Below are 25,629 nucleotides of genomic sequence, written 5' to 3' on the forward strand. Positions count from 1 at the left end.
GCATGCGCCGGGCTTGCCCGGCGCTTTCATTTGAAGCCCTGCCATGACCATTGATGACTTCATCGGACTGCTGGAATCCCTGCCTGCCCGCGCCTTGTGTTTCAATCCTTACAGCAGCGGGGATGGGGCCTGCGATGCGATCCGGCGCCAGAACCTGCGGCTGTATCTGACTGAGATGAAAACGGCGCATCCCGACACCCTGCTCGTGGGCGAGGCTCCCGGTTACAATGGCTGTCACTGGAGCGGCATTCCCTTCACCAGCGAACGTCAATTGGTGCGCGGTGTGGCTCGCCATGGCCTCTTCGGCCCGGGCAAGGGCTATCGCTGGACCAGCGGGCGCGAACAGGGTTACACCGAGCCGTCGGGCACCATTCTGTGGGACATCATCGGCGAGCTGCCACGGCTGCCCCTGGTCTGGAACGCATTCCCGCTGCATCCCTACAAGGCGGGACTTCCCCTGTCCAATCGCACGCCCACCGATATGGAATTGAACGAACTGTCTTTCGTGTTGCACGCATTGGGTGAACTGTTCCATATTCGGCGCCACATCGCCATCGGACGCAAGGCCGAGGCCGTGCTGGCGGGTCTGGGCATTCAGGCGCCCGGCGTGAGACACCCGGCCAATGGTGGCAAGAATGCCTGCCGCGACGGATTGCTGGCACTGTTGGGGACGCCCCATGCGCGGGCATGATGCACGGCTGCGAACCCGCCTGGGGCTTCAGCTGCTCTGCGGGGTCGATGAAGCCGGACGCGGCCCTCTGGCCGGACCCGTGACCGCCGCGGCCGTGATTCTGCCCCGCGGCTGTCGCCTGCCCGGACTGGACGACTCCAAGAAACTCAGCGCCTCCCGTCGACTCGAACTGGAACACGAGATCCGTCAGGTGGCCCTGGCCTGGGCCGTGGCCGATGCCAGCGTTCAGGAAATCGACCGGCTGAACATCCTGCAGGCCACCTTTCTGGCCATGCAGCGCGCGGTGCAGGCACTGACGCACCAGCCTGAGCATGTGCTCGTGGATGGTCGGGACTTTCCCTTCCAGGGGCGTGCGGGGTCGGCCCTGATCAAAGGGGATGGCATCAGCGCCAGCGTGGCGGCGGCCAGCATTCTGGCCAAGCAGAGCCGCGACCGCCAACTGGAATCAGCGGCCCGTCGCTGGCCCGGATACGGGTTCGAGCAACACAAGGGCTACGGCACCGCCCGGCATCTGCAGGCTCTGCGGGAACTGGGCCCCTGTCCGCTGCACCGGCGCAGTTTCGCCCCGGTCAGTGCCTGTCTGTCACTGTTCCCCGAATGCCCTGCCGGCGAGAGTCAGGACTGAGTCCTGCAGCAGGATTTGGTGGGCCGGAACACGTGTGATCCACCCGCGTGGTGGGATCCAGCTTCGGAAACAACACATGCTGCGTACCGTGATCATCTTCCGTCATGCCAAGTCCGACTGGGACTCGGAGTACTCGCACGACCGTGAACGCCCGTTGGCCCGCCGGGGCAGCGAAGCCGCGCGCGCCATGGGACGTCTGCTCTCCGCGGCCGGGCTGGTGCCCGACATGGTCATCAGTTCACCCGCCGTGCGTGCGGCGGCAACCGTGGACCTGGCGATCATCGCGGGTGATTGGCCCTGTACGCGCGAGACCAGCGAATCCCTGTACCAGTGCGGAGCCAGCGAGATGCTGCACGCGCTGCGCGGACTGCCGAACTCGGTGGAACGTGTTCTGTTGGCCGGGCACGAGACCTCATGCAGCGAGACCGTGAGCCGCCTGATCGGTGGCGGCGACATCCGCATTCCCACCGGATCGATGGCCTGCATATCACTGGAGCTGAAGAACTGGAAGGACTGCGCCTGGGGTGACGGCGAACTGTCCTGGCTTGTGCCGCCCCGCATGCTCACCGAGGGGCCACGTCCGCTGTTTCGTGACCCGCGTGTTCAGGACGACTCTCCCCGACGCAGCAAGTAGACCCGCTCGCGAATGCCTTTCAGCCCCCGCTCGGCAAAGCGCGGGGCCACCGGCATCTCCTGCTCCTCCAGCAGTTCCACGCTCCAGTGCGGCCCGAACAGGGACATGACTTCCTCGTGATCCACGCTGAAGGGCGGGGGCTGCATCTGGCTCTGCTCGTACACCGGCACGATCAGCAGGCTGCGGCAACCGATGGGCGCCACGCGCGACAGCGTGCTCGCGTAGAGCTGCCGCATCTCCGGAGGCAGGGCGGGCAGTGAGGCCCGGTCGTAGATCGCCCGGCAGTCGCTGGTGTGTTCGGGATTCAACCGGAAGAAATCACCCTGCAGCAGCTCCAGGCCCTGGGCGCACCAGCGGCGGAAAGGCGGCAGGTCCTGGCAGACCGGTTCCTGCCCAAGTTCGTCAAAGAAGGCCCTCACCGGCTCCGGGGCCAACTCCACACCCAGCACTCGGCATCCCTGCGAGGCGATCCAGCCCATGTCAAGACTGCGCCCGCACAAGGGCACCAGCACACGGGCGTCCTTCCCCGGATCCAACCGGGACCAGTGGGCCTGCAAGTGTGGATTGATCCGGCGCTGGTGAAAGGGTTTGTGGTCGTGACGCCAGCCGTCCAGCCAGTATTCTGCATCCATGGGCATTCCTCCGGGTAGTCTGCCGGGCAACTTCCGGAAATCGGGGCATGCGACAAAGCTGTTGGATAAGCGGAAAGGGCTCCCGTTCTTCAGATGGCCGGATCCAACCCCGGTGCAATCTTCAACAGGACCGGAATCTGGATGGGTGCCCTGGCTTTTTCATCCCTGAACGCGTACGCCCGGCTGGCCTTTCTGCTGGTCTCGCTGCTGGGCTGTGCCCTCGGCTCGCGGGCGACGCTGGTTGAAGAAAGCGGTTCCCTGCGCGAGTTCGTGGCGGGCAATGAACCGGGCAGTGCCTATGACAACTGGCTCAGCCATGTCTCGGAACGGGTGGCGCGCCCCGGATACAACGTCTACGCCCCACCCTTGCTGGATCCCCAGCTGGACGGCTTCGGCCAGTTCAGCCTGCTGGATTCCGGCCCGGCTGGCGATTCGCTGCTGACGGCCTTCCATGGTCTTTTCGGCCACCTTCTGCTGAATCAACCCCTACTGGCCGACAGCCTGCTTGCCGGAATGGGACTTCCGGCTTTCGAGCTGGTGCGGTTCCAGGACAGCGACAGCGGGCACGAGCTGCTGATGCTGCGGGAACGTCTTGATTCGACCTGGGTGGACCCGGGACTCAGCCCCTCGCCCGCGGACGATGTGGTAGGAGGATTCGCCCTGGGCTGGGGACTCTATGTTTGCGACCCCCAGGCCGCACGCCCCGAGATCGCCCTGCAGGTGCCCCATCCCTGTGATGACTACATCACGCCCGCCATCGGGCTGGAGGCTTTCCTTGAGCTGGGTGCCGGAATGCTGATGATCAATGGCGCCGGGCGCGAGGTCCTGTTCAGCGGCTCGACCTACAGCAACAGCGTGTCACTCTCCGACCCCTCGCGCAACGGACGCCATCCCTTCCAGATGGCGCACGAAGCCTTCGTGGACCACTGGCAGGCGCAGTCGGTCAATGAACTGGTGCTGCAGGTGCATTCCTACGACGACCTGTCCCATCGCAACCTCAAGAGCTGTGTGGTGTCGGGCGGTCCGTACACGCGGCTGGCCCTGCCCCCATTGTACGACGCGGGGCACAATGGTCTGGGTGCGCTCAACCGATTGGCGCACCCCGTGCTGGGTGCCGATGCGCTGGGATTCCCGCATGCCCCTCTGCCCCTGACGAGCTATGTGTCGCATGGTGCGCTGCAGGCGCTGACGGTGCACGGAGGACTTCCCGACACGAGCTTCAGTCTGGTGGTCTCGCCCTCCCTGCTCGGCTACATCAACAATTCCCAGTTCGAATACACCTTCGGCCATCATGGCCTTGGCTACGCGGAGTGCGATACGCCCGAACGCCTGCTGCACATCGAGCTGGATGAACTGCCCCTGCCCGCCCACGGTCTGGGGGAGAGCGCCTTCCATCTTGCCGACAGCCTGCAGCTGGCCACATGGCACAACTTCCAGCCCGCCTGGACCGTCTACCGGCCACTCTTCGTGGCCATCGGCGAGGCCTTTGATGCCTGGACGGCAGCGCCGGTCACGCCCGCGCCCACGGCACCCACGGCCTTTGCCGTGCTCAGCACGGGCGAGGACCGGGTGCGCGTGAAGTGGCGTCCCAGCGAATGCAGCGAGCTGTATACCTATGAAATCCTGCTGGACAGCACGGGTGCCATCGGTCCCACGGCGATGGTCGTGGATCGCGCGACCATTGACAACCTTTGCTGGGCGCCCCTGAGCTCCACCTGGATCACGGGGCTGGAGTACCACGTGACCTACACCATGGCAATCCGTGCGGTGGACCGCCTGGGCCGCGTGAGCGCCCTGTCCAACACGGCCAGCGCCTACACCAATGAACTGGTGCCCCCTCTGGTGGACCTGCAGCCCGGTGCCCTCGCGCACTTCTGGACCCGCAATGACACGGTTCAGGTGACCCTGCGCGTGCGCGACCAGGCCCACCTCGTGGATCTGTCCAGTCTCCAGGCCCGCCTGGATCACGAACTGGATGGAGATTACGACGGTCCGGGAGAAGATTGGTTCTCCCTGGGCCTGAACGGATTCGTGGCGGACACCAGCCTGCAGTTGCCGCTGGTCTTCGCGCAGGGCGGCCCCCGCATGCTGCTGGAACTGCGGGCCCACGATGACCAGAGTTCCCTCTGGGGCTACAGCGGCAGTTCGCGGGCAGAGGGAGCCGCCGATGATTTCTGGGCCATACAGGACACAACCGCCCCGCCACCCTTTCCTGGCGATCTGACGCTGGCCACGGGCGGCACTCTGGCGGAACTGGTACTGGCCTGGAGCCCGCAGCCCGTGGATTCCACCTGGGCCGGCTACCGCATCGCCCTCTCGGACAGCTTTTTTCTGGACCCCGCTGCGGCGGCGATTCGACTGGACGCGGCCAGCGATTCGCTGCTGGGTCTGCCCCAGACCGATTCGCTGGTGATTTCCGCCCTGCCCTGGGGGCCGGGGCCGATCTGGGTGCTGGCCTGGCAGGAAGACCATGCAGGCAATCGCTCAGGCCCCGCCGGGCCGCTGCTGTTCCAGTATCCCGGCAGCCGGTATTGCGAGGTGACGGACCTGCGGGCCAGTCTTCAGGCCGGTTCCATCCGTCTGGAATGGGACAGCCTCTGCCACCAGCCCGATCTGCAGATCACGGGCTGGCGCGTGCACTGGCTCAGCAGCCCCTGGGAGGCCGTTTCGCTTGAAAACCTCTGGCTGGAGACGGCGGAACCCTTCGCGCTGGTGCCGCTGGGGCTCAATTCCAGCGGGATCTTCAGGGTGGTCGCCCTGCATTCTCCTTAGAAGTGGGACTTCTGACAGTCATGGCGCACCCGATGGTTCCGGGTCCTTGCGCTTTCCTCGCCCGCTCCCTACCTTTCGCGGTTTCTGCGCCGAATGTGCAGGGATCGTCGCCTCCGTAGCTCAGGTGGATAGAGCAACGGTTTCCTAAACCGTAGGCCAGAGGTTCGAGTCCTCTCGGGGGCATTGGGAATGCCAGGCCACGGGAGCTCTGCCAGACCGGCGCGAATTGTTTCAGACACAGGATGGGCCCAATACAGATGAACTTGAACGCGACCCGCATCAAGGACGATGACGATCACGACGCCTTCATGGAGAATGCTCTCAGGGCCGCTGATTTCGCCACCCGAAATCGTACGCCCATGATCATTGCCGTGGTCGTCCTGCTGGCCATCGTGGTGGGAACCCTGGCCTGGCGCCGGGCCGCCGAAGCCGACAAGGCCGATGCCGCCGTGCTGATGAATCGTGGCCTTCAGGCTCTGGACGCGGGCGATCTGGCCGCTGCCGGCCCGTGGTTCCAGCGCACCATTGACGAGTTCTCCAGCACCCAGGCCGCCGGCGAGGCGGTGTACATGCTGGGTGCCATCGCCCTGCGCGAAGGAAAGTTCGAAGAAGCCGAATCCCGTTTCGAAGAGACGGTGCACGCCGGGCTCGAGAGCGGGTTCATCACCGCCGCCGCCCATGCCGGTCTGGGCCTGTGCCTGGAGCAGAAGCAGGACTTCGCCGGTGCCGCCAGGGAATATTCCACGGCGGGTCTGACCTTCGAGGACAACTTCAACGCTCCGGCCCACCTGCTGGCCGCCGCCCTGTGCTGGGAACGCGCCGGCAAGCTGGACGAAGCCAAGCCCCTGCTTGAGCGCATCGTCGAGAAGTACAAGGATTCCACCGAGAAGACCCGCGCCGAGCAGATCCTCAGGCGTCTGGAATTCGAAGCGAAGTAGGGTCCGGTCCCTTGCGGGGCGGACCACCCCACCCGGGTTCCGGGCGCTGGTCAAGGGCAGGTGGACTTCCGGTCCCCGGCCCGGGTCGAAACGGACATTGCGGTCGAGGTGTGTGTATCGCCTGACCCGTTCTGCCGGTTCGACCGCGTGCGAACGCACACCCCCACTCCTTCTGGAAGGAGTGGAAGTCACGCCCGGGCCTCCGGTCCACGGCGTGCCCATGGCAGCAATTACCGTGGTGGGGTTTCCCACCATTTTTTTTGGGAGTCACCATGCTGGATCTGGCGCGCATCCGCACGCTGGTCTGCGAGCAGCTGATGCCCGGTGGGCCCGAACCGGATTCGGCCTGGCTGGTGGACATCGAGCTGAGCGGAGACGAGAAGGGCCGCGTGGTACGGTTTCTGGTCGACACCGACCAGGGCATCACGGTGGAAGAGCTGGCCCGGCTGAATCGCAGCATCGGCGCCCTGCTGGACCAGGAGGACCTGGTGAACTTCCGCTATCGCCTGGAAGTCTGCTCACCCGGGCTGGGACGGCCGCTGAAACACCTGCGGCAATTGGCCAAGGCCATCGGTCGGCGAGTGCGCGTGCGCTGGCAGGCCACCGAAGAGAACACGGCAAGGCAGCGCAGCGTCGAGGGACGCCTGCTGGCCGCCGACGATAGCCACCTGCGACTGGATACCGGTTCCGAGGAACTGGAGATCGACCGGTCGGTGGTGGATGACATTGTCTACAAGCTGGATTGGTAGCACGAAGGGCATCGCCGCATGAAGCGAAATCAGGAACTGGAACCCGAAGGGATTGTCGACGCCATCAAGGACTTGCTTGGCAGCAAGGCCATCGACAAGGATGATTTCCAGGAAGTCGTCGAGTCCGCCTTCATTTCCGTACTGAAGAAGAAGTACACGCAGGAAGAAGTCTTCTATGTGACCTTCAACATGGAAAAGGGCGACATCGAGATCTACCGCGAATGGAAAGTGGTGGACGACGAGGAACTCGAGGACGAGGAAGTGGAGATGCCCCTCTCCCGGGCGCTGGAGCTGGATCCCGAGATCGAGGTGGGCGGCGAGTACGTGGAGATCATCGACTACCGCAAGTTCGGGCGTCGTGCCATCACCAACCTCAAGCAGGCCCTGATGCACAAGATCCGCGAGATCGAGAAGAACGCGGTCTACGAGGAATACAAGGACCGCATCGGCGAGATCATCCATGCCGACGTGCACCAGGTGAACCGCCGGGGCGTGATTCTGAACATCGAGCGCACCGAGTTCATCATGCCCCCGCGCGAGCAGGTGCGCAGCGAGCGCTACTACCGCGGGTCGGCCCTGCGCGTGCTGATCAAGGATGTGGTCCGGGAGAACAACAAGGATCCCGAAATCATCGTCTCGCGCAGTGATCCCAATTTCATTCGCCGCCTGTTCGAGGTGGAAGTGCCCGAGATCTCCGAGGGCATAATCCAGATCAAGGCGATCGCGCGCGTGCCGGGACGTCGCACCAAGATCGCCGTGGAATCCAACGATCCGCGCATCGATCCGGTGGGCTCCTGCGTGGGCATGAAGGGTGTGCGCATCCAGGCCATCGTGCGTGAGCTGGACAACGAGAAGATCGACATCATCAATTATTCCTCCGACGCCGAGAGCTTCATCAAGAAGGCCATGAGCCCCAACAAGCCGCTGATCGTGAGCATCACGGGCATGGGCAGCGCGGTGGTGGTGCTGAACGAGGAAGAGTACGCCAAGATGGTCGAACGCCAGCAGCGCCGCTGGGAAACCCGCGAGGACATCGCGGGCGAGTTCGTCTTCAACCCCATGGACGACATGGTCTTTCGCCTGGCCCAGGAAATCACGGGCTTCAGCCTGACCCTGGTCAACGAGAGTGATCACCTGGCGGCCCAGCTTCATCAGGAGCAGATCGAGGAAGACCTCAAGATCGTGGACGTGGCGGGCATCAACGACGTGGTGGCCGGCAAGCTCATCGATGGCGGTTACTTCCTGGCCGAGCGTCTGCTCGACGACGCCACCGAGACCATCACCGAGAAGACCGGGCTGACCGCCGAAGAGATCGGCGACATCCGGCGTCGGGTGGCGGCCTACTTCCAGGATATCAAGATTTCCGATGTGGCCGACCTGCCCAAGGCCTACAAGGACGCTCTGATCACGGGCGGGTATCACAACGTGGAAGAGTACCTGGGGGCGCGCGCCGAAGAGATCGCCGAGCGCACCGGGCTGGATCCCCAGGACCTGGAAGAGGTGACGCGCATTCTGAGCGCCTTCGATACCCAGGTCGAGGACGAGGAGTAGGAATCCATGTCACGGGCACTCCAGGCGGACGAGCGCTTGCTCGGCCTGCTGGGTCTGGCCCGGCGCAGCGGAAACCTGATTCTCGGGTTGGAGCATCTACAGGCGGGCATGCGACGCTGTCACACGGTGCGCATCTTCGCCGATCCAGGGCTGGCTGAACGCAGCCGGCGCGAACTGGAGCGCATGGAAGAAAAACACCGGGGTTGCCGGTTGTTCTGGATGGATAACTATGACCGGATCGCGGACCTGCTCCGCAAGCCCGGTGTACGGATGGTTTCGGTCGTGGATCCCGGCTTTCTCAAGGGCCTGGATGCCTGGCTGGACCGTGAAGCAAAGGACTGAGGCGTTTGTCGAACAGCAACATCAAAGTCATCACGCTGGCCAAGCAGCTCAAGGTGACCTTCGCCCACCTCAAGGACTACCTGAAGGCCGAGGGTTTCGAGGTTCCCACCTCGCCCAATGCCAGTCTGAGTGAGGACGTGTACCTGAAGGTCCTGGAACACCGTGCTCCTGACCTTTATCGTGAGGTCATGGCGGCCAATGCTCCCGAGCCGCCCGCGGCGGAGGCTCCGGCTGACATCCGGCGGGCCGAGGTGGAAACCATTCTCCACCAGGGCGATGCCGAACCCGAGGCGGAACGCTTCGAAAGCGAGCGGCTTGAGACACTCAAGCGCCTCAAGGTGATTTCGCAGCCCGAGGCACCGGCCCCACAGCCCGAGCCTGTCGAGCCCCCCGTGGAAGCCGAAGCCCCTGCCCCGACCGAAGCCGAGCAGGCTCCCGAGAGCACGCCCACGGCCGAGACTCCCGCTCCGGTGGAAGAGCCCGTGGAGCCCAGATCCGACAACGGGCCCGTGATCGTGACACGTCAGCCTCTGGGTGCCGGTTCGGGCGACAAGATCGGTCTGCCCGTATTCACCGCGAGCAAGGTGCTCGGGTATCACCACGAAGAGGAGCCACCCAAGGTGGTTCCCGCCAGGACGCGCAAGGTCAAGGGTGTCACGCCCGAAGCCCAGCCCACCGACGTGGTCAACGGACCGCCGCCCACCGATGCGGAGGCCGCGGCCGCCGCAGGCCGCAAGCGCAGCTCCAAGCGTACCAAGTCCGAGGAAGAACGCCTGAAGCGCATCGAGCACGAACGTACGCTGCCCGCCACTGCCGGTGGTGGGGGTGCGGCCGGAGCCAACAAGAAGCGCAAGAAGGGCAAGAAGGAGAAGATCGACCAGCGCGAGATTCTCAAGACCATCAAGGAAACCTCGCGGGCAATGGAGTCCGGTGCGGGCAAGAAGCGCAAGCACCGCCATGTCCAGGGTGTGGGCGAGTTCAACGAGGAAACCAACACCCTGCGTCTCACGGAGTTCATCTCGGCCAACGAGCTGGCCTCGCTGCTGGATGAGCCGGTGGGCGAGCTGATCAAGAAGGCCTTCCTGATGGGCACCATGGTCACCATCAACCAGCGCCTCGAGCGCGAGGTGATCGAACTGCTGTGCGCCGAATACAACCAGGACGTGGAATTCCTTTCGGAATTCCAGGAAGCCGTGATCTCCGAGGAAGCCGCTGAGGAAGGCGAACTGACCTCGCGTGCGCCGGTCGTGACCGTGATGGGTCACGTGGACCACGGCAAGACCTCGGTGCTGGACTACATCCGCAAGGCCAACGTGGTGTCCGGGGAGTCGGGCGGCATCACCCAGCACATCGGTGCCTACGAGGTGATGCACAACGGCCACCCGATCACCTTCCTCGATACTCCGGGTCACCACAGCTTCACCGCCATGCGTGCCCGCGGAGCCAAGGTCACCGACGTGGTGGTGCTGGTGGTGGCCGCCGATGACCGCGTCCAGGAGCAGACCCTGGAGGCCATCGATCACGCCCTGGCCGCCAAGGTGCCCATCATCGTGGCGATCAACAAGGTGGACAAGTTCAACGCCGACCCGCAGAAGATCCGCAAGGAGCTGGCCGGCCGCAACCTCCTCGTGGAGGACTGGGGCGGTACCTACCAGTGTGTGGACATCAGCGCCAAGACCGGCCAGAACATGGACAAGCTGCTCGAGGAAATTCTGGTCTGCAGCGAAGTCCTGGAGCTGAATGCCGTATTCGAAGGCCCCGCACGCGGAGCCGTGATCGAATCCCGGCTTGACCGTGGACGCGGCGCTCTGGCCACCGTGCTGGTGGAGCGCGGCACCCTCCGCAAGGGCGATGCCATCGTGGTGGGCAGCACCACGGGCCGTGTGCGCATGATGTTCGACGAGCTGGGCAAGGAACGGCTGGAAGCTCCGCCCTCCACACCCGTGCAGGTGATCGGCCTCAGCGAGGTGCCCCAGGCGGGCGACAGCCTTCAGGTCTACGAGAGCGAGAAGGAAGCCCGTCAGGTGGCGGCCAAGCGTCGCCAGATCCAGCAGGAGCAGAACCAGCAGCGCATCGCGCGTTTCAGTCTGGCCAAGCTTTCCAGCCAGATCGCCGCGGGCGAGATCGCCGAGCTGCCCGTGATCATCAAGGGCGACGTGAACGGCTCGATCGAAGCCATCGCCGACGAACTGATGAAGATGCAGACCGGCGAAGTGCGCGTGCAGGTGGTGAGCCGCGGCGTGGGCACGATCACCGAGAACGACGTGCTGCTGGCCAAGGCCTCCGGCGCGGTCATCGTCGGTTTTCACGTGACACCCAACCAGAACGCGCGCGAACTGGCCCAGCGCGAACACGTGGACGTGCGCCTCTACAAGGTGATCTACGACGTGGTCGAGGAGATGAAGGCCGGTCTGGAAGGCATGCTGCGTCCCGAACTGGTCGAGGAGACCGTGGGTACCGCCGAGGTGCGCCAGGTCTTCCGTATCTCGCGCAAGGTCATTGCCGGCTGCATGATGCTGTCGGGCAAGATCGAACGCTCCAACAAGGTGCGCGTGGTGCGCGACAACCAGGTGATCCACGAGGGCACCCTGTCCAGCCTCAAGCGCTTCAAGGACGACGTGCGCGAAGTCTCGCAGGGTTACGAATGCGGTATCCAGGTCGATGGTTTCAACGCACTCAAGGAAGGCGACCTGATCACGGCGCTGACCGTGCGCGAAGTGACCCGTCGTCTGGAACTGACGGAAGGCGGCTCCTGATCCATGGCCAGTGACAAGCGTGTAGCCCGGGTTGCCGAGCAGATCCGCAAGGAAATCGGGCAGATGCTCGCGCGCGGAGTGATCAGTGGCCTGGGCTTCGTGACCCTGGTGGAAGTCCGCCTCAGCCGCGATCTGGGCCTGGCCCGGTTGTTCGTGAGCATTCAGGGCACTCCCGCCGAACGACGCAAGAGCATGTCGCGCCTGGTGGCCGGAAGCAAGGAATTGCGCCATCTGCTGGCCGGTCGCCTGCTGATCCGCGCGGTACCCGAACTGCGCATCGAACTGGACGAAAGTCTCGACCGGGTGGAATCGGTGACCCATCTGCTGGCCCAGCTCGAGCAGGAACGCCAGGAGCTGGAAGGTGATAGCCCCTCCGAACCGGTCGCGGATCCGGACGGGGAGCCCCGGGAAGACTGAATCCATGGAGTCCGTGACCCCCGCCCCGTCCCCCAGCTCTCCGGGAGTACTCCCGGAGCTGCTTCCCCTTCAGGCCAATGCAAGCGCGCCCGTGGACTTCTCCGCGGGCGCTCTGGTTCTGCTGGACAAGCCCGAAGGCAAAAGTTCCTTCTGGCTGGTGCGCCAGTTGAGGCGGATCACGGGAGTGCGCACCATTGGCCATGGCGGCACTTTGGATCCCTTCGCCACCGGACTGATGGTCCTGCTGGTGGGCAAGTCCGCCACGCGCCAGCAGGACCGCGTGATGCACGGCGACAAGGGCTACCGGGCTCTGCTGCGCCTGGGTGTCACCAGCGACAGCCACGATCGCACCGGACAGATCGACGTGGTCTGTGATGCGGCCACAGCCCCCTTTGACACGGCACGCCTGCACGAGGTTCTGGCGGGTTTCCGCGGCCCCCAGCTGCAGGTGCCGCCGATGTTCTCGGCGATCAAACAGGGCGGCGAGCGGCTCTATCGCAAGGCCCGTCGCGGAGAAGACGTGGTTCGCGCGCCACGCGCGGTCACGATCCACCGACTTGAGGTCCTGAGCTGGAACTGGCCCTTGCTGGAGCTGGACATTCTCTGCAGCAAGGGCACCTACATCCGCAGCCTGGCCTCCGATCTGGGGCGCGAACTGGGCACGGGGGCTCTGGTCCAGGAGCTGCGCCGGACTTCCAGCGGCGACTTCAGTCTGGACCAGGTGCTGGATCTGGACACGGTTGAGCGGCTGGCGGGGCGCACGCCCGGGGAGTCGCCCGCATGAGCGCGCCCCTGGACGTGATCACCATCGGCAGTTTCGATGGAGTGCATCTGGGGCATCGCGCGCTGCTCGAACGCGTGCGCGAGCGGGCCAGCGAAGTGGGCGGGCGCAGCGGGGTGGTGACTTTTTCCCCGCATCCCCGTCAGGTGCTGAATCCCGATGGCGCACCGGCCCTGCTCTGCAGCGACGAGGAAAAACTGCAGCTTCTGCGCGACTGCGGGCTGGACCGGGTCGTGGTGCTCGAGTTCACCGCCGACCTGGCGGCCTTGAATGCGGAGCAGTTCATCCAGCGTCTGCTGCTGCCGGAAGTCGGCTTTTCGCATCTGGTGATCGGGCACGACCATGGTTTCGGGAGAGGCCGAAGTGGCAATGCCACCACGCTTCAGGAACTCTCGCCCCGACTGGGTTTCGACCTGGAGGTGCTGCCCCCGGTGGAGATTCTGGGTGGGCCGGTCTCGTCCACCCGGATCCGTCACAGCCTTGCGCTGGGGGAGATCCAGCTGGCCGCCACGCTGCTGGGACGCCCCATTGTCCTCAAGGGACGGGTGGTGTCCGGGCACGGGCGCGGCAAGGGACTTGGCTTTCCCACGGCCAATCTGGCTCTCGCCCCGGAGCATGGCCTGCTGCCCCGGTCCGGAGTCTATGCGGTGCTGGCACTGCTGGATGGCGAGCGGATGCCCGCGATGATGAATCTGGGGCCCCGCCCGACCTTCGGCGAAACCAGTCTGGTGCCCGAGATCCATATCCTGGACCGTCAGGTCGAGCTGAATGGTCGGGAGCTGGGCGTTGAACTTGTGGAATTCGTACGCGACATTGCGCGGTTTGAATCCGTGGCTGAGCTGATGACCCAGCTTGCACGGGACCGCGAACGCATTCAGGGACGGTTCGCCCGTTAGGACGCCGGACTGCTGACCCTGGACGACAAAGGAGATTCTCATGTCCATCACGCGTGAACGTACAGCCGAACTCTGCACCGAGTATGGTGCAGGCCCCCAGGATACCGGCAATACCAAGGTTCAGATCGCCGTATTCACCGAGCGCATCCGCAACCTCACCGAGCACGCCAAATCGAACCCCAAGGACCATCACAGCACCCGCGGGCTGCTGATGCTGGTCGGCAAGAGACGCCGTCTGCTGAACTACCTGATGAGCCGGGACCTGGAAGGCTACCGTACTCTCATTCAGCAGCTTGGTTTGCGCCGTTAACAAGCGGAACGCCTGCCCGACGATGTCCTCCGGGGCATCCCGCGCATGGAGCTCCACTTCATCGGTGCCCCTGCTCGCTTCGCGCGTGTTCTCCAGTGCGGAGGATGCGTGCGAAGCGATTCTGTTGAAAGGGCCTGAAACTTTGGCACAGCGGCGAGGCGACACACGCGCACCGGAACGGTGCTCGCGTGTGTCGCCCGGCCGGTGTGCCTCAGAGTTGGACCTTGGCGACAGCGGGGATCGTTGTCAACAGCCTTCCTTCATCGAGAGGAGATCAGAAATGATCGAGAAATCCATCCAGCTGGATGGGCGTACGCTGACCATGCAGGTCGGCAAGGTGGCCAAGCAGGCACATGGTGCATGCTGGATCCGCCTGGAAGACACCATCGTGCTGGCCACCTCCTGCGCCCAGGAGAGTGCCCGCCCGGGTCAGGAATTCTTCCCGCTGTCCGTGGAGTACAAGGAGAAGCAGTATGCCGCCGGTCGCATTCCGGGCGGCTACTTCAAGCGTGAAGCACGGCCCAGTGACCGGGAAACCCTGGCCTGCCGTCTGATCGACCGCCCCCTGCGTCCGCTGTTCGCCGACGGGTACATGAACGAAACCCAGATCATGGCCGATGTGATCAGCTACGACGGGGCCACTCATCCCGGACCCCTGGCCTGCACGGCCGCCAGCCTGGCGCTGTGCTCCAGCGTGATTCCCTTCGAGACTCCCATCGCCAGTGTCACCATCGGCCGCATCGACGGACAGCTGATTCTGTTCCCGACCCAGGCCCAGGAAGCCCTGAGTGACATCGAGGTGGTGGTTGCCGCCACCAAGAAGGACATCGCGATGGTCGAAGGCGAAGCCCGCGAGATCAACGAGAGCGAACTGCTCGAGATCATCCGCTTCGCCCACGAGAAGATCCGCCTGATCATCGAACTGCAGGAAAGCATCCTGGCCGAGCTGCCCAAGCCGGTCAAATGGGAGGTGGCCCTGCCCGAGATCAACGAGGAGCTGAAAGCCGCCGTGACCACCGAGGTGGACAAGGACATCGCCGCCATCTGCGAGATCGCCGACAAGACCGCGCGCAGGGTGGCCGTGAAGGCTCTCAAGGAGCGTGTGCTGGCGATCTGGGCCGAACAGCCCGAACTGCAGGCCGAAGTGGCCGGGCTCACCGGCGAGGTGATCCACGACCGCATGAAGGACGTGATGCGCGCCAACATCCTGGACAAGGGACGGCGTCTGGATGGCCGCGAGACCACCACCATCCGTCAGATCACCTGCGAAGTGGACCTGCTGCCCCGCGCCCACGGCAGCGCCCTGTTCACCCGTGGCCAGACCCAGGCCCTCGGTGCCGTGACCCTGGGCACCAAGAAGGACCAGCAGCGTCTGGACGGCATCTTCGGTGATACCACGCGCAACTTCCTGCTGCACTACAACTTCCCCCCCTTCAGCGTGGGCGAAGTCAAGCGTCCGGGCACCTCGCGCCGCGAGATCGGCCACGGCAACCTGGCCGAGCGTGCCCTGAAGCATCTGATCGACAAGGAGAACTTCCCGTACACCATCCGCTATGTCAGCGAGATCCTGGAATCCAACGGTTCCAGCTCGATGGCCACGGTGTGCGCCGGGTCCATGGCCATGATGGCCGCGGGCGTGCCCATGACCAAACCCGCCGCGGGCATCGCGATGGGCCTGATCAAGGACGGCGACAAGGTGGCCGTGCTCTCCGACATCCTGGGAGACGAGGATCATCTGGGTGACATGGACTTCAAGGTCTGCGGCACCAAGGACGGCATCACCGCCTTCCAGATGGACATCAAGATCGACGGCCTGTCCTACGAGATCATGGAGAAGGCCCTGCACCAGGCCCGTGACGGCCGCATGCACATTCTGGGCAAGATGGCCGAAGCCATCTCCGAGACCCGCAAGGAACTGAGCATGTACGCGCCGCGTCTGGAATACGTGATGATTCCGGTGGACAAGATCGGCATGGTCATCGGACCAGGCGGCAAGATGATCCGCGAAATCACCGAGGCCACCGGCACCACCATCGACATCGAGAACGACGGCAAGGTGACCGTGGCCAGCGACAACGGCGAAGCCCTGGCCCGTGCCCTGGACTGGATCCGCAGCCTGGTGGCCGAACCCGAAGTCGGCGCCACCTACGAAGGCAAGGTCGTGGGCATCCAGACCTTCGGTGCCTTCGTCGAGATCATGCCGGGTCGTGAAGGCCTGCTGCACATCAGCCAGATCGACTGGGGCCGCACCGAGCGCGTCGAGGACGTGCTGAAGGTGGGCGACAAGATCCAGGTGCTGCTCCAGGAAGCCGAGCATGGCAAGCTGAGCCTCAGCCGCCGTGCCCTGCTGCCCCGGCCCGAAGGGTACGTCGATGCTCCCGAGCGCGACCGTCGTCCTTCCGGTGATCGGCCCCCGCGTCCCGGTGGCGACCGTCCCCGTGGTGGTGGCGACCGTGGCGGACCGCGCGGCGGTGGCGATCGTGGTGGCCGGAGATAACATCGGCGCTATGTGACGAGTGACAGGGGCGCAGCATGCTGCGCCCCTTTTTTCCCTGAACGTGTGATGCAAACCCGGATTGCCACCCATGCAGATCATCCGACGCAGCGAGCTGGACAATGGGGTGGTGGTACTCAGCCAGCGCATTCCGGGCGAGGTGCTCAGTTGCGGGATCTGGTTCCGTGAAGGCAGTGCGGCCGAGGCGGGTTTTCCCGAAGGCATCACCCATGTGCTGGAGCACATGAACTTCAAGGGGACCAGGCGGCGCTCGGCCTTCGAGATCAGTGCCACCATCGAAGGACGGGGTGGCATGATCAACGCCGCCACCGGCCGCTGCGATACCTGTTTCTACACCACGACCCTGCGCCGCGACTGGCGCCTGGCACTGGATGTGCTGGCCGATCTGTGTCTGGAAAGTGTCCATGACCAGGCCGAGCTGAACAAGGAACTCTCGGTGATCCGCGATGAAATCCGCATGGTCAGCGAGTCCCCCGAAGACGAGCTGGGCGATCTGGTCTTCATGGATCTGTATCCCGATTCCCCTTTCGGTCTGCCCATCCAGGGCACCGAGGCCAGCGTGGCGGCCATCGATGCGGGCAGGCTGAAGCAGTACGTGAGCCAGTTCCTGCGGGGCCGCAACATCGTGCTGGCGCTGGTGGGCGATCTGGATCACGAGGAACTGCACCGCGAGGCGGAACGGCTGCTTGGCGAACTGGAAGCGGGCGCCGCGCCTCACGAACCCCGGATCACGCGACTTGGCGCCGGTGTCTTCGACTACCCGCGTCAGGCGGCTCTCCAGACCCATCTGGATCTGGCCTTCAACGGCCCGGCCTACGGCAGCCCCGGATATCGCGAGCTGAACCTACTGAACGCCTTGCTCGGCGAAGGCATGAGCAGCCGCCTGTTCCAGGAGCTGCGCGAAGAGAATGCGATGTGCTACACGGTCTACAGTTGGCTGGACGTGCATCGCACGGTCACGACCTTCGGGGCCTACATCGCCTGCGACAACGCCCGGGCCGACGAAGCGGTGGAACGGATCCGGCGTCAGTTCGCCGATCTGGCGCTCAATGGCCCCGGCGATGACGAGCTGGAACGCACGCGTCACCAGTTGCTGGGCGGACTGGCCATCGGCAACGAGCAATCGATGAATCGCCTGATGCGGCTCGCTCGTCGTGAACTGGCGGGCCTGCCCGCGCTGGACGATGCAGGCATCGTGCAGCAGATCCTGCGGCTCGACCGCGACTCGCTCATCGACTGTGCGCGCACCTGGTTGTCCGTGGACGCTCTCTGCGAAACCCGCATCACAGGAACGGAGGACGAATGACCGAGATCCTGGTGCAACGCCTTCCGCACAGCGAAGGTCTGGAACTGCCGGCCTACCAGACCAGCGGCAGTGCCGCTTTGGACTTGCTGGCGGCCCTCACGGAGGACCTCGTGCTGCCTCCGGGTGAGATGCGTCTGGTGCCCACCGGGCTGAAGATCGCGATCCCCGAAGGCTTTGAAGTGCAGGTTCGTCCGCGCAGTGGTCTGGCCCTGAAACACGGGCTGATCGTACCCAACAGTCCCGGGACCATCGACAGTGACTATCGCGGTGAGGTGCAGGTGATTCTGGCCAATCTGGGGCACGAGGACTTCGTGATCCAGCGCGGCATGCGCATCGCCCAGGCCGTGCTGGCCCGTGTGGAACGCGCGCTGCTGGTGGTGGTGGAGGAGCTGCCCAGCAGCGAGCGTGGTGCAGGCGGTTTCGGTCACACGGGTGTCTGAGCCCATGTTGTTCGCGACTTCCGGAGCAGAGGAGATTCCCTCCGACCTGCGGACCGGCCTTCCGAATGTCGGCGATCCGATTGCCACCGAAGCGGTGCCCGTTTTCTGCTGGCATGGCATCTCGGGGGGAACCCTCCCTTCGTCCACGCGTGTCTCGCGCGCGCGGTTCGCCGCCCAGCTGCAGGGTCTGGCCGACGCGCAAGCCCAGCCCCTGACTCTGGAAGACTACGATCGGCAGCGCGGCCTGCGCCCGGTTGGTTCCCGCCAATGCCTGCTGGTTTTCGACGACGGCTATGAGAGCGTGTTGCATCACGCCTTTCCATTGTTGGCCGAGCGGGGCTGGACCGCCACGGTGTTTCCCGTGCTGGACTTTATCGGGCAGCGCGCCCGCTGGGATCCCGCCGCCTGGCTGCATGCTCCCCGCCATCTGGATCGCCGGCAGCTGAACACCCTGCTCGACGCGGGCTGGCAGCTGGGCCTGCACGGACGCAGCCATCGGCCCCTGGATCGCTGCGGCCTGGAGGTGCTGGACGCGGAGCTGGTGAGCGCGCGGGCGGATCTGGAACTGGAATTCGGTCTGCTGATCCGGGTGATCTCCTGGCCCTGGGGACTCAGCGACCGCCGGGCCCGGCGCCTTGCCGAAGCCGCCGGCCTGCATCTGGGGTTGGGGCGCGCCGGCAGTGCCGATCCGATGGATCGGCCGCGCCGGATGATCTACGGCAGCCATGGGCCGCGAGCGATGGCCCGCATGCTGGCAGGCGCCGAGGAGGATTTTCGCCAGCGGTTGGCGGCCCTGGGTGCGGGGCTCTCCGCCGAACTGGCGCGTCGCAGCAGTGACGGGAACCGATCGACGGCACAGAATTCAATGCAGGCAATTGGAAGTGAATCGCTGGATCGTTAAACTTGCGGACTCTTCGGGAGGAACCCAACTGGGGAGGCGACCGTGGCCGGTCCGGAGCTCAGGAAGCTCTATCACTCAATCGGCGAAGTCTGCCGCCTGACCGGTCTGGAAGCTCACGTACTGCGGTTCTGGGAGAACGAGTTTCCCCAGTTGGTGCCCCACAAGACGGAAGGTGGCACGCGCAAGTACCGTCACGAGGACATCGAGCTGATCCGGGAAATCGGTCGCTTGGTGCACGACGAGAAGTACACCCTGGAAGGGGCTCGTCGACAGCTTCGCAAACGCGACAGCCTGCGTTCTCTCGATCGCGAGGCGCTGTTGGCGGAGCTCAGGGAATTGCTGAACATGATCGATCAATCGGGGCGTGGCGCAGTCCGGTAGCGCACTTGACTGGGGGTCAAGGGGTCGCTGGTTCGAATCCAGTCGCCCCGATTACAATGGCAGGGCCGTTCATCGCGAACGGCCCTGTGTTGTTTCCGGCTCATGCCTCGAGAATCATCGCCCCCACAGGTCCCCAAGCCCCCCTGCAAGTCATTGTCCACGCCCGATTTCTGGCTGCGCGCGCCCGACATTGGACGCTCTCTCCATCACCCGCCCGGAGAGAAAAATCCAGTAAATGGCCTTTTTTTCAGGGCTGCAAGTTCGTCCGGGCTTAACTGCCACAGAAACAAACGCCTTCGCAATGCTCAATCCGAGTGTCCAGATCGATTAACACGAGTGTCATCACTTCTTGACAAGGGCATAATTATTGCTCCTTTTATTGCTCCTGCCCAGAAACCGGTGGGTGCGGACGAGGGGAGACTGTCCGCTTTCCGATGAGCAATTCGTTTCACTTTCCTCTAAACGGAGGTGCTTCATGCACTGCAGCGCCAAGTATTTCAGTCTGGCACTGGTTCTGTCCAGCGTCGGTCTGGCCGGTGCCCAGGGTGTATTCTTCAGTGAGTACATCGAGGGTTCCAGCAACAACAAGGCTTTCGAGGTCTACAACGGCACCGGCGCCCCCATCGATCTCGAAGACTATGTCATCGAGCGCCTCAACGGCGGGTCGACCACTCCCACCCTGCGCGCCTTCACGGGAATGCTTGCGGACGGAGATGTCTTCGTGATCGCCAATGCCAGTGCCGATCCGGCGATTCTGGCTGTGGCCGACGTCACCAGCGACCTGACCTTCTACAACGGTGACGACTTCCTGGGCCTCTACGAGGTTTCCGGTACCGATACCACCCTGATCGACGGCATCGGTGAGCGCGGAGTCGACCCGGGCACCAACTGGCCCGTCGGAACGGGCGCCACTTCGGAGTATACACTGGTCCGCATGGCTGGCGTGACCCAGGGCAACACGGTCTGGGCCGGAGCCGGTGACACCGAATGGGATGTGTATCCCCAGAACACCTTCAGCTACCTCGGCTACCACGGACTGGCCCTGCCGATCATCAGCAACATCGTGCTGAACCCGGCCAACCCCTCCCCCCTGGATGCGGTTTCCGTGAGTGCCGACCTGAGTGACAACGGCAGCATCGTGTCCGCCGAACTGGCCTGGGGTCTGACTTCCGGCAGCCTGACCAACACCATCGCCATGAGCCTCTCCGCGGGCAGCACCTGGACGACCGACAGCGCCATCCCGGCCCAGCTGGTCAACACCGACGTGTTCTACACCATCTCGGCCACCGATGACGAGGCCAACGTTTCCACCACCCCCGAGCAGAGCTACACCGTGCTGCCGCTGGCATCGCTGAATCCCGGCGACCTGGTGGTGAGCGAGATCCTGCAGAATCCCAACGTCGTCTCGGATGCCGTCGGTGAGTGGTTCGAAGTGTACAACGCCACCGACAACGCCATTGACCTGCTTGGCCTGACCTTCAACGACAACGGCGTGAACACCTTCACGGTGGACGTGAGCGTCGTCGTGGCGCCCCACGACTACGCCGTGCTGGGCCTGAACGGCGACACCATGCTCAACGGTGGCGTGACTCTGGACTATGTGTATCCGGGCAGCTACAACCTGGGCAACGGTGCCGATGCCATCATCATCCTCGAGGGTGCCACCGAGATCGATCGCGTGGAGTACGATGGCGGTACCGCCTGGCCCGATCCCACGGGTGCGTCGATGTACCTGCTGGACCTGAACTCCGACAACAACGTGGGCGCCAACTGGAGCACCAGCACCACCCCCTTCGGCGCTGGCGACCTGGGCACCCCGGGCGGTGCCGCTCCTTCGGCCCCCAGCATCCTGAGCGTCGATCGTGACATCCTGGCCCCCATCGACACCGATGTGGTCACCGTGACGGCCGATGTGGTCGATGACGGCACCCTGGTCAGCGTGGACCTGATCTACACCATCGACGGCGGTGCCGACAATGTGGTGGCCATGTCCCTGCCCGCCCGCGCGATCTACACGGGCGTGATTCCCGCCCAGGCCGATGGCAGCATCGTGGCCTACCGCGTGGAAGCCACCGACGACAACGCCGAGACCACGGTCAGCGATGTCTTCGGTTACACGGTCGAAGCCCTTGGCTGCGCCGACATCACCGTCGATCTGCGCACCCAGGACGCCAATGAAGTTCCCGTGAACCTGAACGCCGTGGTCCAGGTCTGCGGTATCGTGACCGTGGGTCACGAGTTCGGCGCCGCCGGACCGGCCTGTGTCGAGAACTCCACCGGTGCCATGGCGATCTACGGCCCCACCGGTTCGCCCTTCATCGGCGACGCCACCGCCATCGGCGACGAAGTGGAAGTGATTGGTGTGCTGACCCAGTACAATGGCCTGAGCGAAGTCAACGTCACCTCGATCAATGTGATCTCTTCCGGCAACCCCGTGACCCCCACCGTGATCCTTGGCGACGGCATGAATGAGGCCACCGAGGCCATGCTGGTGACCATGGAGAACGTGGTCTTCGATACCCCGGGCGTGCAGCCGATCACCGGCAGCGGCCTGAACTTCACCGCCATGGTGGATGGAACCTTCCCGATTCTGGTGCGTGTGGACGTGGATGTGGTGGGCGTGGGCAACTCCTTCACCTTCCCCGCCGGCCCCACCAGCGTGACCGGTATCGTGGGCCAGTTCGACACCAGTGCCCCCTATGATGGTGGATACCAGCTCCAGGTCCGCAACCAGGGTGACGTGCCCATTGGTGCCGGCAACCTGCCCCCGGCCATCGCTGGCCTGAGCAACGATCCCGGCTATCCCGACGATACCGATATCGTGCTGGTGACCGCCACCATCACCGATTCGGACGGCACCGTCAGCGGCGCGACCCTGCATTACAGCCTGAATGCCGGCGCCGACAACACCGCCGTGATGAGTGCGTCCGGTGATGTCTATTCGGCCCTGATTCCCGTGCAGAGTGCGGGTACCGTGGTCGCCTACTACGTGACCGCCACCGACGACATGAGCGACACCAGCACCAGCCAGACCATCAGCTACACCGTGACCGCACCCCTGAGCTGCCTGCCGATTTCCGACGTGGCCGCCGATGATGCCAACGGCGTGGCGCTGCTGGTCGGCAGCACGGTCAAGGTCTGTGGCACGGTTACCGCCGGCACGATCTTCGACGCCAGCGGCCCCGTCTACATCGAAGATGGAACCGGCGGCGCCGCGATCTTCAGCGGCGACGTGGTGGGCATGAACCTGCAGCCCGGTGACCAGATCGAAGCCACCGGCGTGGTGAGCAACTACAATGGCCTGACCGAGATCAGCAGCAATCCCATGGTGGTCGTCACCGGATCCGGACCCGCTCCCGTGGGCACCCTGGTTCCCGCGGCCAGCATCACCACTCCCGCGATCGTCGAGAGTCTGGAGAGCACGCTGGTCCGCATCGAGAACGTGGTGTTCCCGACCAGCGGCCAGGTGACCATCGCCGGCAGTGGCCAGAACTACACCTGTACGGCTGACGGCGAAGTCTTCACCGTGCGCATCGACCGTGACATCGCCTACGAGATCGCCGCCGTGCCCGACCAGTTCATTCTGCCCGCCGGCCCCGTGACCCTGACCGCGATCGTCAGCCAGTTCGATTCCTCCGCCCCGCATGACAGTGGCTATCAGCTGCTGGTGCGCTTCCAGTCCGATATCGCCGAAGCCCTGCCCGCTCCCGCACTGAGCGTCGTGCGTGTCGCCGGCGACATCCAGCTCAGCTGGGACATGGTCAGTGGAGCCACCAGCTACAATGTCTATCGCAGCAGCACCCCCTACGGTGGCTTCACGCTGCTTGGCAACACCGCCAGCACCAGCTACACCGACTCGGGTGCCGTGGTTCTTGGCAAGCGCTTCTATCTGGTGACTGCCGCCAACTAGTTCATTTACAGGATCTTCGGATCCCGGGGGGCGCTGCCTGTGCAGCGCCCCCTTTTTTCATGGCGGAAACTGAACGATAAGACCGCTGGTGTTCCTGCACGTGTGGGTTCAAGTCATTGAATATCAATGGTAGACGTTCTGGTCTGGGATTTGCGGCGCAGGAGAACAGCAAAATCGACTCTCAAGACTCCTGCCAACGGGCACACAGCATGCAGCGGAATAGTCCGCAACGGTCGCTCGGAATGGCGCGGGGGCCTTTCTTCATCACTCTATCCAGGAACACCATGAATCACTGCCAGAAATTCCTGACAGTCCTTCAGCAACGTTCATCCGCCTTCCTGACCTGGTCAATGCTCGCGATGATCTGCCTGCATGCTGGCAGCGCCATGGCCATCGATTGCAACCAGAACGGCCAGGACGATGATCTGGACCTACTGGCCGGCACAAGCCAGGATTGCAACGGCAACAGCATTCCCGATGAGTGCGAGGCCCCTGTACTGCAGCGCCTGCTCGGGGAAGTTCCCTTTCTCAGTACGGCGCTCCCTGCCGACGTGGATGACGACGGCGATCCGGACCTGATCGTGACCAGCCTGATCGGGCTCTACTGGCAGGAAAACGTGCATGTGGACAGCCTGATGGTGACCCACATTCTCAGCAATGACAATTCTCCCGCCCGCAGCCTGCGGGCCGCGGACATGAACCACGACGGTCATACGGACATCCTGGCCGATCTGGGGTCAAGCATCCGGATCTTTCGCGGCAATGGCACCCACCCCCCGCAGTTCTCGGTGCAGTCCGTGCCCAGCAGTCTTGGAGCCATTGATGTGCTGACCGTGGCCGATCTGGACCAGGACGGTGATCTGGACATGGTGGCCGCCGACAGCAATGATGATGTGCTCTGCCTGTTCCTTCAGGATTCAGGTGTCTACACCGAACAGATCGTGCCCGGAATCGGAGTGGGCATCACCTCGATCGCGGCGGGCCACTTCAACGATGACCAGTACCAGGATCTGGTCCTGGCACTCTATGAGGACGACACGATCCTTGCACTGCTTGGAACGGGCCAGCCTGAAACTCCCTATGTCCAGCTGGCTCTCAGCCAGAGTGTGGGTGGGCCGCTGGATCTGAAACTGGTCGATCTGGACCAGGACCAGAATCTGGACGTGGTGGTGGCCGCCTTCGGTGATGAAGAAATCGTGCTGCTCAGAAACCCCGGTGGAACGCTGCCCGTGATGCAGCGCCAGACCCTCGACAGTGGTGCGGCCGGCGTCTGGTCCGTGGACGTGGCGGACATGGATGGGGACGGTGACATGGACCTGCTGTCCGCGCACAAGCTGTCGCATTCGATCTGGATGTACTCCAGCAGTGGAGGAAGTCAGCCCGTGTTCCTGCCCCAGGTGATCGCCGAAGGCATTCTCTTCGCCGAGGAAGTCTACCACGGCGACACCAACAGCGATGGCCTGCTCGATATCGTCGTGCCGTCAAGATCCCAGCACGAGGTCTTCGGCTTCAGCAACTTCGTGATCGACTGCAACAACAATGGCGTTGCCGACTGGTGTGACATCACCGACGGAACAAGCCTGGACTGCAACGGCAACGGGCGCCCGGACGAATGCGAAATCGACTGCAACGGCAACGGCCAGCCGGACATGTGTGACATCCTGGCTGGCACCTCGCTGGACCTCAACTCCAATGGCCAACCCGATGAATGCGAGAAACCCGAGCCCCCCCAACTGCAGCTCAGTCTGCTTCCCAGTGGCGATATCCTGCTGCAGTGGGAACCGGTCCTCATCGCCAATCGCTATCGGATTCTGATGACCTCCACCAGTGACACGGTTCAGATCTTCGGAGAAACATCGGGGACATCCTTCCAGATCGGCCCTCCGTATACTGAACCTGGCTTCAAGTTCAGCCTGCAGGTGGTGGCCATCAGCGAACAGCCCTGATTTGCCGCGTAGAATTCCATTGAGCCGCCCGGACGCCTGTGTGCCCGGGCGTTTCCATTGGCCCCCATCCATGGAAAGCCCTGCGCGCTGCCCTATCTTGTCGCGTCACCCGGGCGCGGCCGGAATGGCCCGGCAT

General features: G+C 64.0%; 21 protein-coding genes and 2 tRNA genes. 22 read left to right on the forward strand and 1 reads right to left on the reverse strand.

Features of this window, described 5'->3' with window-relative positions; translation table 11 throughout:
- Window positions 1-43 precede the first annotated feature (43 nt).
- The 3 genes from H6678_04400 (at window position 44) to H6678_04410 (ending at window position 1,950) form a co-directional block, all read left to right on the forward strand.
- Window positions 44-691, forward strand: a complete 648-nt coding sequence (locus H6678_04400; GenBank protein MCB9473033.1) for a uracil-DNA glycosylase — start codon at window positions 44-46, stop codon at window positions 689-691.
- Entirely contained in the window at window positions 678-1,316 is a 639-nt protein-coding gene (locus tag H6678_04405; protein ID MCB9473034.1) for a ribonuclease HII, read from the forward strand. The genes H6678_04400 and H6678_04405 overlap by 14 nt, the downstream gene beginning before the upstream one ends.
- Window positions 1,317-1,392: 76 nt before the next feature.
- Entirely contained in the window at window positions 1,393-1,950 is a 558-nt protein-coding gene (locus H6678_04410; protein MCB9473035.1) for a histidine phosphatase family protein, read from the forward strand.
- On the opposite strand, the gene H6678_04415 is transcribed toward H6678_04410, so the two are convergent.
- On the reverse strand, window positions 1,920-2,582 hold the full coding sequence (locus H6678_04415) for a thiopurine S-methyltransferase (protein MCB9473036.1): 663 nt from the start codon (window positions 2,580-2,582) through the stop codon (window positions 1,920-1,922). The two genes, H6678_04410 and H6678_04415, sit on opposite strands and share 31 nt — an antisense overlap.
- A 141-nt stretch (window positions 2,583-2,723) precedes the next feature.
- On the opposite strand from H6678_04415, the gene H6678_04420 reads away from it, so the two are divergent.
- The 19 genes from H6678_04420 (at window position 2,724) to H6678_04510 (ending at window position 25,493) form a co-directional block, all read left to right on the forward strand.
- A complete protein-coding gene (locus H6678_04420; protein ID MCB9473037.1) occupies window positions 2,724-5,354 on the forward strand; it encodes a fibronectin type III domain-containing protein in 2,631 nt (876 codons plus the stop codon).
- A gap of 109 nt (window positions 5,355-5,463) precedes the next feature.
- A tRNA-Arg gene (locus H6678_04425) sits at window positions 5,464-5,537 on the forward strand.
- Between the two features lie 74 nt (window positions 5,538-5,611).
- Window positions 5,612-6,292, forward strand: coding sequence for a tetratricopeptide repeat protein (locus tag H6678_04430; protein MCB9473038.1), 681 nt, complete (start codon window positions 5,612-5,614; stop codon window positions 6,290-6,292).
- Between the two features lie 272 nt (window positions 6,293-6,564).
- Window positions 6,565-7,041 carry a hypothetical protein gene (locus H6678_04435; protein MCB9473039.1) on the forward strand — a complete coding sequence of 159 codons (477 nt, stop codon included), beginning with the start codon at window positions 6,565-6,567 and terminating at the stop codon, window positions 7,039-7,041.
- Between the two features lie 18 nt (window positions 7,042-7,059).
- Window positions 7,060-8,592 (forward strand): transcription termination factor NusA, encoded by a 1,533-nt coding sequence (gene nusA, locus H6678_04440; GenBank protein ID MCB9473040.1) that lies wholly within the window; start codon window positions 7,060-7,062, stop codon window positions 8,590-8,592.
- A gap of 6 nt (window positions 8,593-8,598) precedes the next feature.
- Window positions 8,599-8,934, forward strand: a complete 336-nt coding sequence (locus H6678_04445) for a hypothetical protein (protein MCB9473041.1) — start codon at window positions 8,599-8,601, stop codon at window positions 8,932-8,934.
- Between the two features lie 5 nt (window positions 8,935-8,939).
- Window positions 8,940-11,690: a translation initiation factor IF-2 gene (infB, locus tag H6678_04450; protein ID MCB9473042.1), complete on the forward strand. Its 2,751-nt coding sequence runs from the start codon at window positions 8,940-8,942 to the stop codon at window positions 11,688-11,690.
- A gap of 3 nt (window positions 11,691-11,693) precedes the next feature.
- The gene (gene rbfA / locus H6678_04455; protein MCB9473043.1) at window positions 11,694-12,107 is read left to right on the forward strand and encodes a 30S ribosome-binding factor RbfA; all 414 of its coding nucleotides are present in this window, start codon (window positions 11,694-11,696) and stop codon (window positions 12,105-12,107) included.
- Between the two features lie 4 nt (window positions 12,108-12,111).
- A complete protein-coding gene (truB, locus tag H6678_04460; GenBank protein ID MCB9473044.1) occupies window positions 12,112-12,891 on the forward strand; it encodes a tRNA pseudouridine(55) synthase TruB in 780 nt (259 codons plus the stop codon).
- A complete protein-coding gene (locus H6678_04465; GenBank protein MCB9473045.1) occupies window positions 12,888-13,784 on the forward strand; it encodes a bifunctional riboflavin kinase/FAD synthetase in 897 nt (298 codons plus the stop codon). The genes truB and H6678_04465 overlap by 4 nt, the downstream gene beginning before the upstream one ends.
- 40 nt (window positions 13,785-13,824) lie before the next feature.
- Entirely contained in the window at window positions 13,825-14,094 is a 270-nt protein-coding gene (gene rpsO, locus H6678_04470; GenBank protein ID MCB9473046.1) for a 30S ribosomal protein S15, read from the forward strand.
- Window positions 14,095-14,374: 280 nt separating this feature from the next.
- Window positions 14,375-16,591 carry a polyribonucleotide nucleotidyltransferase gene (locus H6678_04475; GenBank protein MCB9473047.1) on the forward strand — a complete coding sequence of 739 codons (2,217 nt, stop codon included), beginning with the start codon at window positions 14,375-14,377 and terminating at the stop codon, window positions 16,589-16,591.
- 88 nt (window positions 16,592-16,679) lie between these two features.
- The gene (locus H6678_04480) at window positions 16,680-17,915 is read left to right on the forward strand and encodes an insulinase family protein (GenBank protein MCB9473048.1); all 1,236 of its coding nucleotides are present in this window, start codon (window positions 16,680-16,682) and stop codon (window positions 17,913-17,915) included.
- A complete protein-coding gene (gene dut / locus H6678_04485; protein ID MCB9473049.1) occupies window positions 17,912-18,355 on the forward strand; it encodes a dUTP diphosphatase in 444 nt (147 codons plus the stop codon). Before H6678_04480 ends, dut begins: the two co-directional genes overlap by 4 nt.
- Before the next feature lie 4 nt (window positions 18,356-18,359).
- Entirely contained in the window at window positions 18,360-19,256 is an 897-nt protein-coding gene (locus H6678_04490) for a polysaccharide deacetylase family protein (protein ID MCB9473050.1), read from the forward strand.
- Window positions 19,257-19,298: 42 nt separating this feature from the next.
- Window positions 19,299-19,637, forward strand: a complete 339-nt coding sequence (locus H6678_04495) for a MerR family transcriptional regulator (GenBank protein MCB9473051.1) — start codon at window positions 19,299-19,301, stop codon at window positions 19,635-19,637.
- A tRNA-Pro gene (locus H6678_04500) sits at window positions 19,615-19,688 on the forward strand. The genes H6678_04495 and H6678_04500 overlap by 23 nt, the downstream gene beginning before the upstream one ends.
- Before the next feature lie 424 nt (window positions 19,689-20,112).
- On the forward strand, window positions 20,113-23,547 hold the full coding sequence (locus H6678_04505) for a lamin tail domain-containing protein (protein ID MCB9473052.1): 3,435 nt from the start codon (window positions 20,113-20,115) through the stop codon (window positions 23,545-23,547).
- Between the two features lie 284 nt (window positions 23,548-23,831).
- Entirely contained in the window at window positions 23,832-25,493 is a 1,662-nt protein-coding gene (locus tag H6678_04510; GenBank protein MCB9473053.1) for a VCBS repeat-containing protein, read from the forward strand.
- Window positions 25,494-25,629 lie beyond the last annotated feature (136 nt).

This window comes from Candidatus Delongbacteria bacterium (genome assembly GCA_020634015.1).
GTDB lineage: Bacteria > CAIWAD01 > CAIWAD01 > CAIWAD01 > CAIWAD01 > JACKCN01.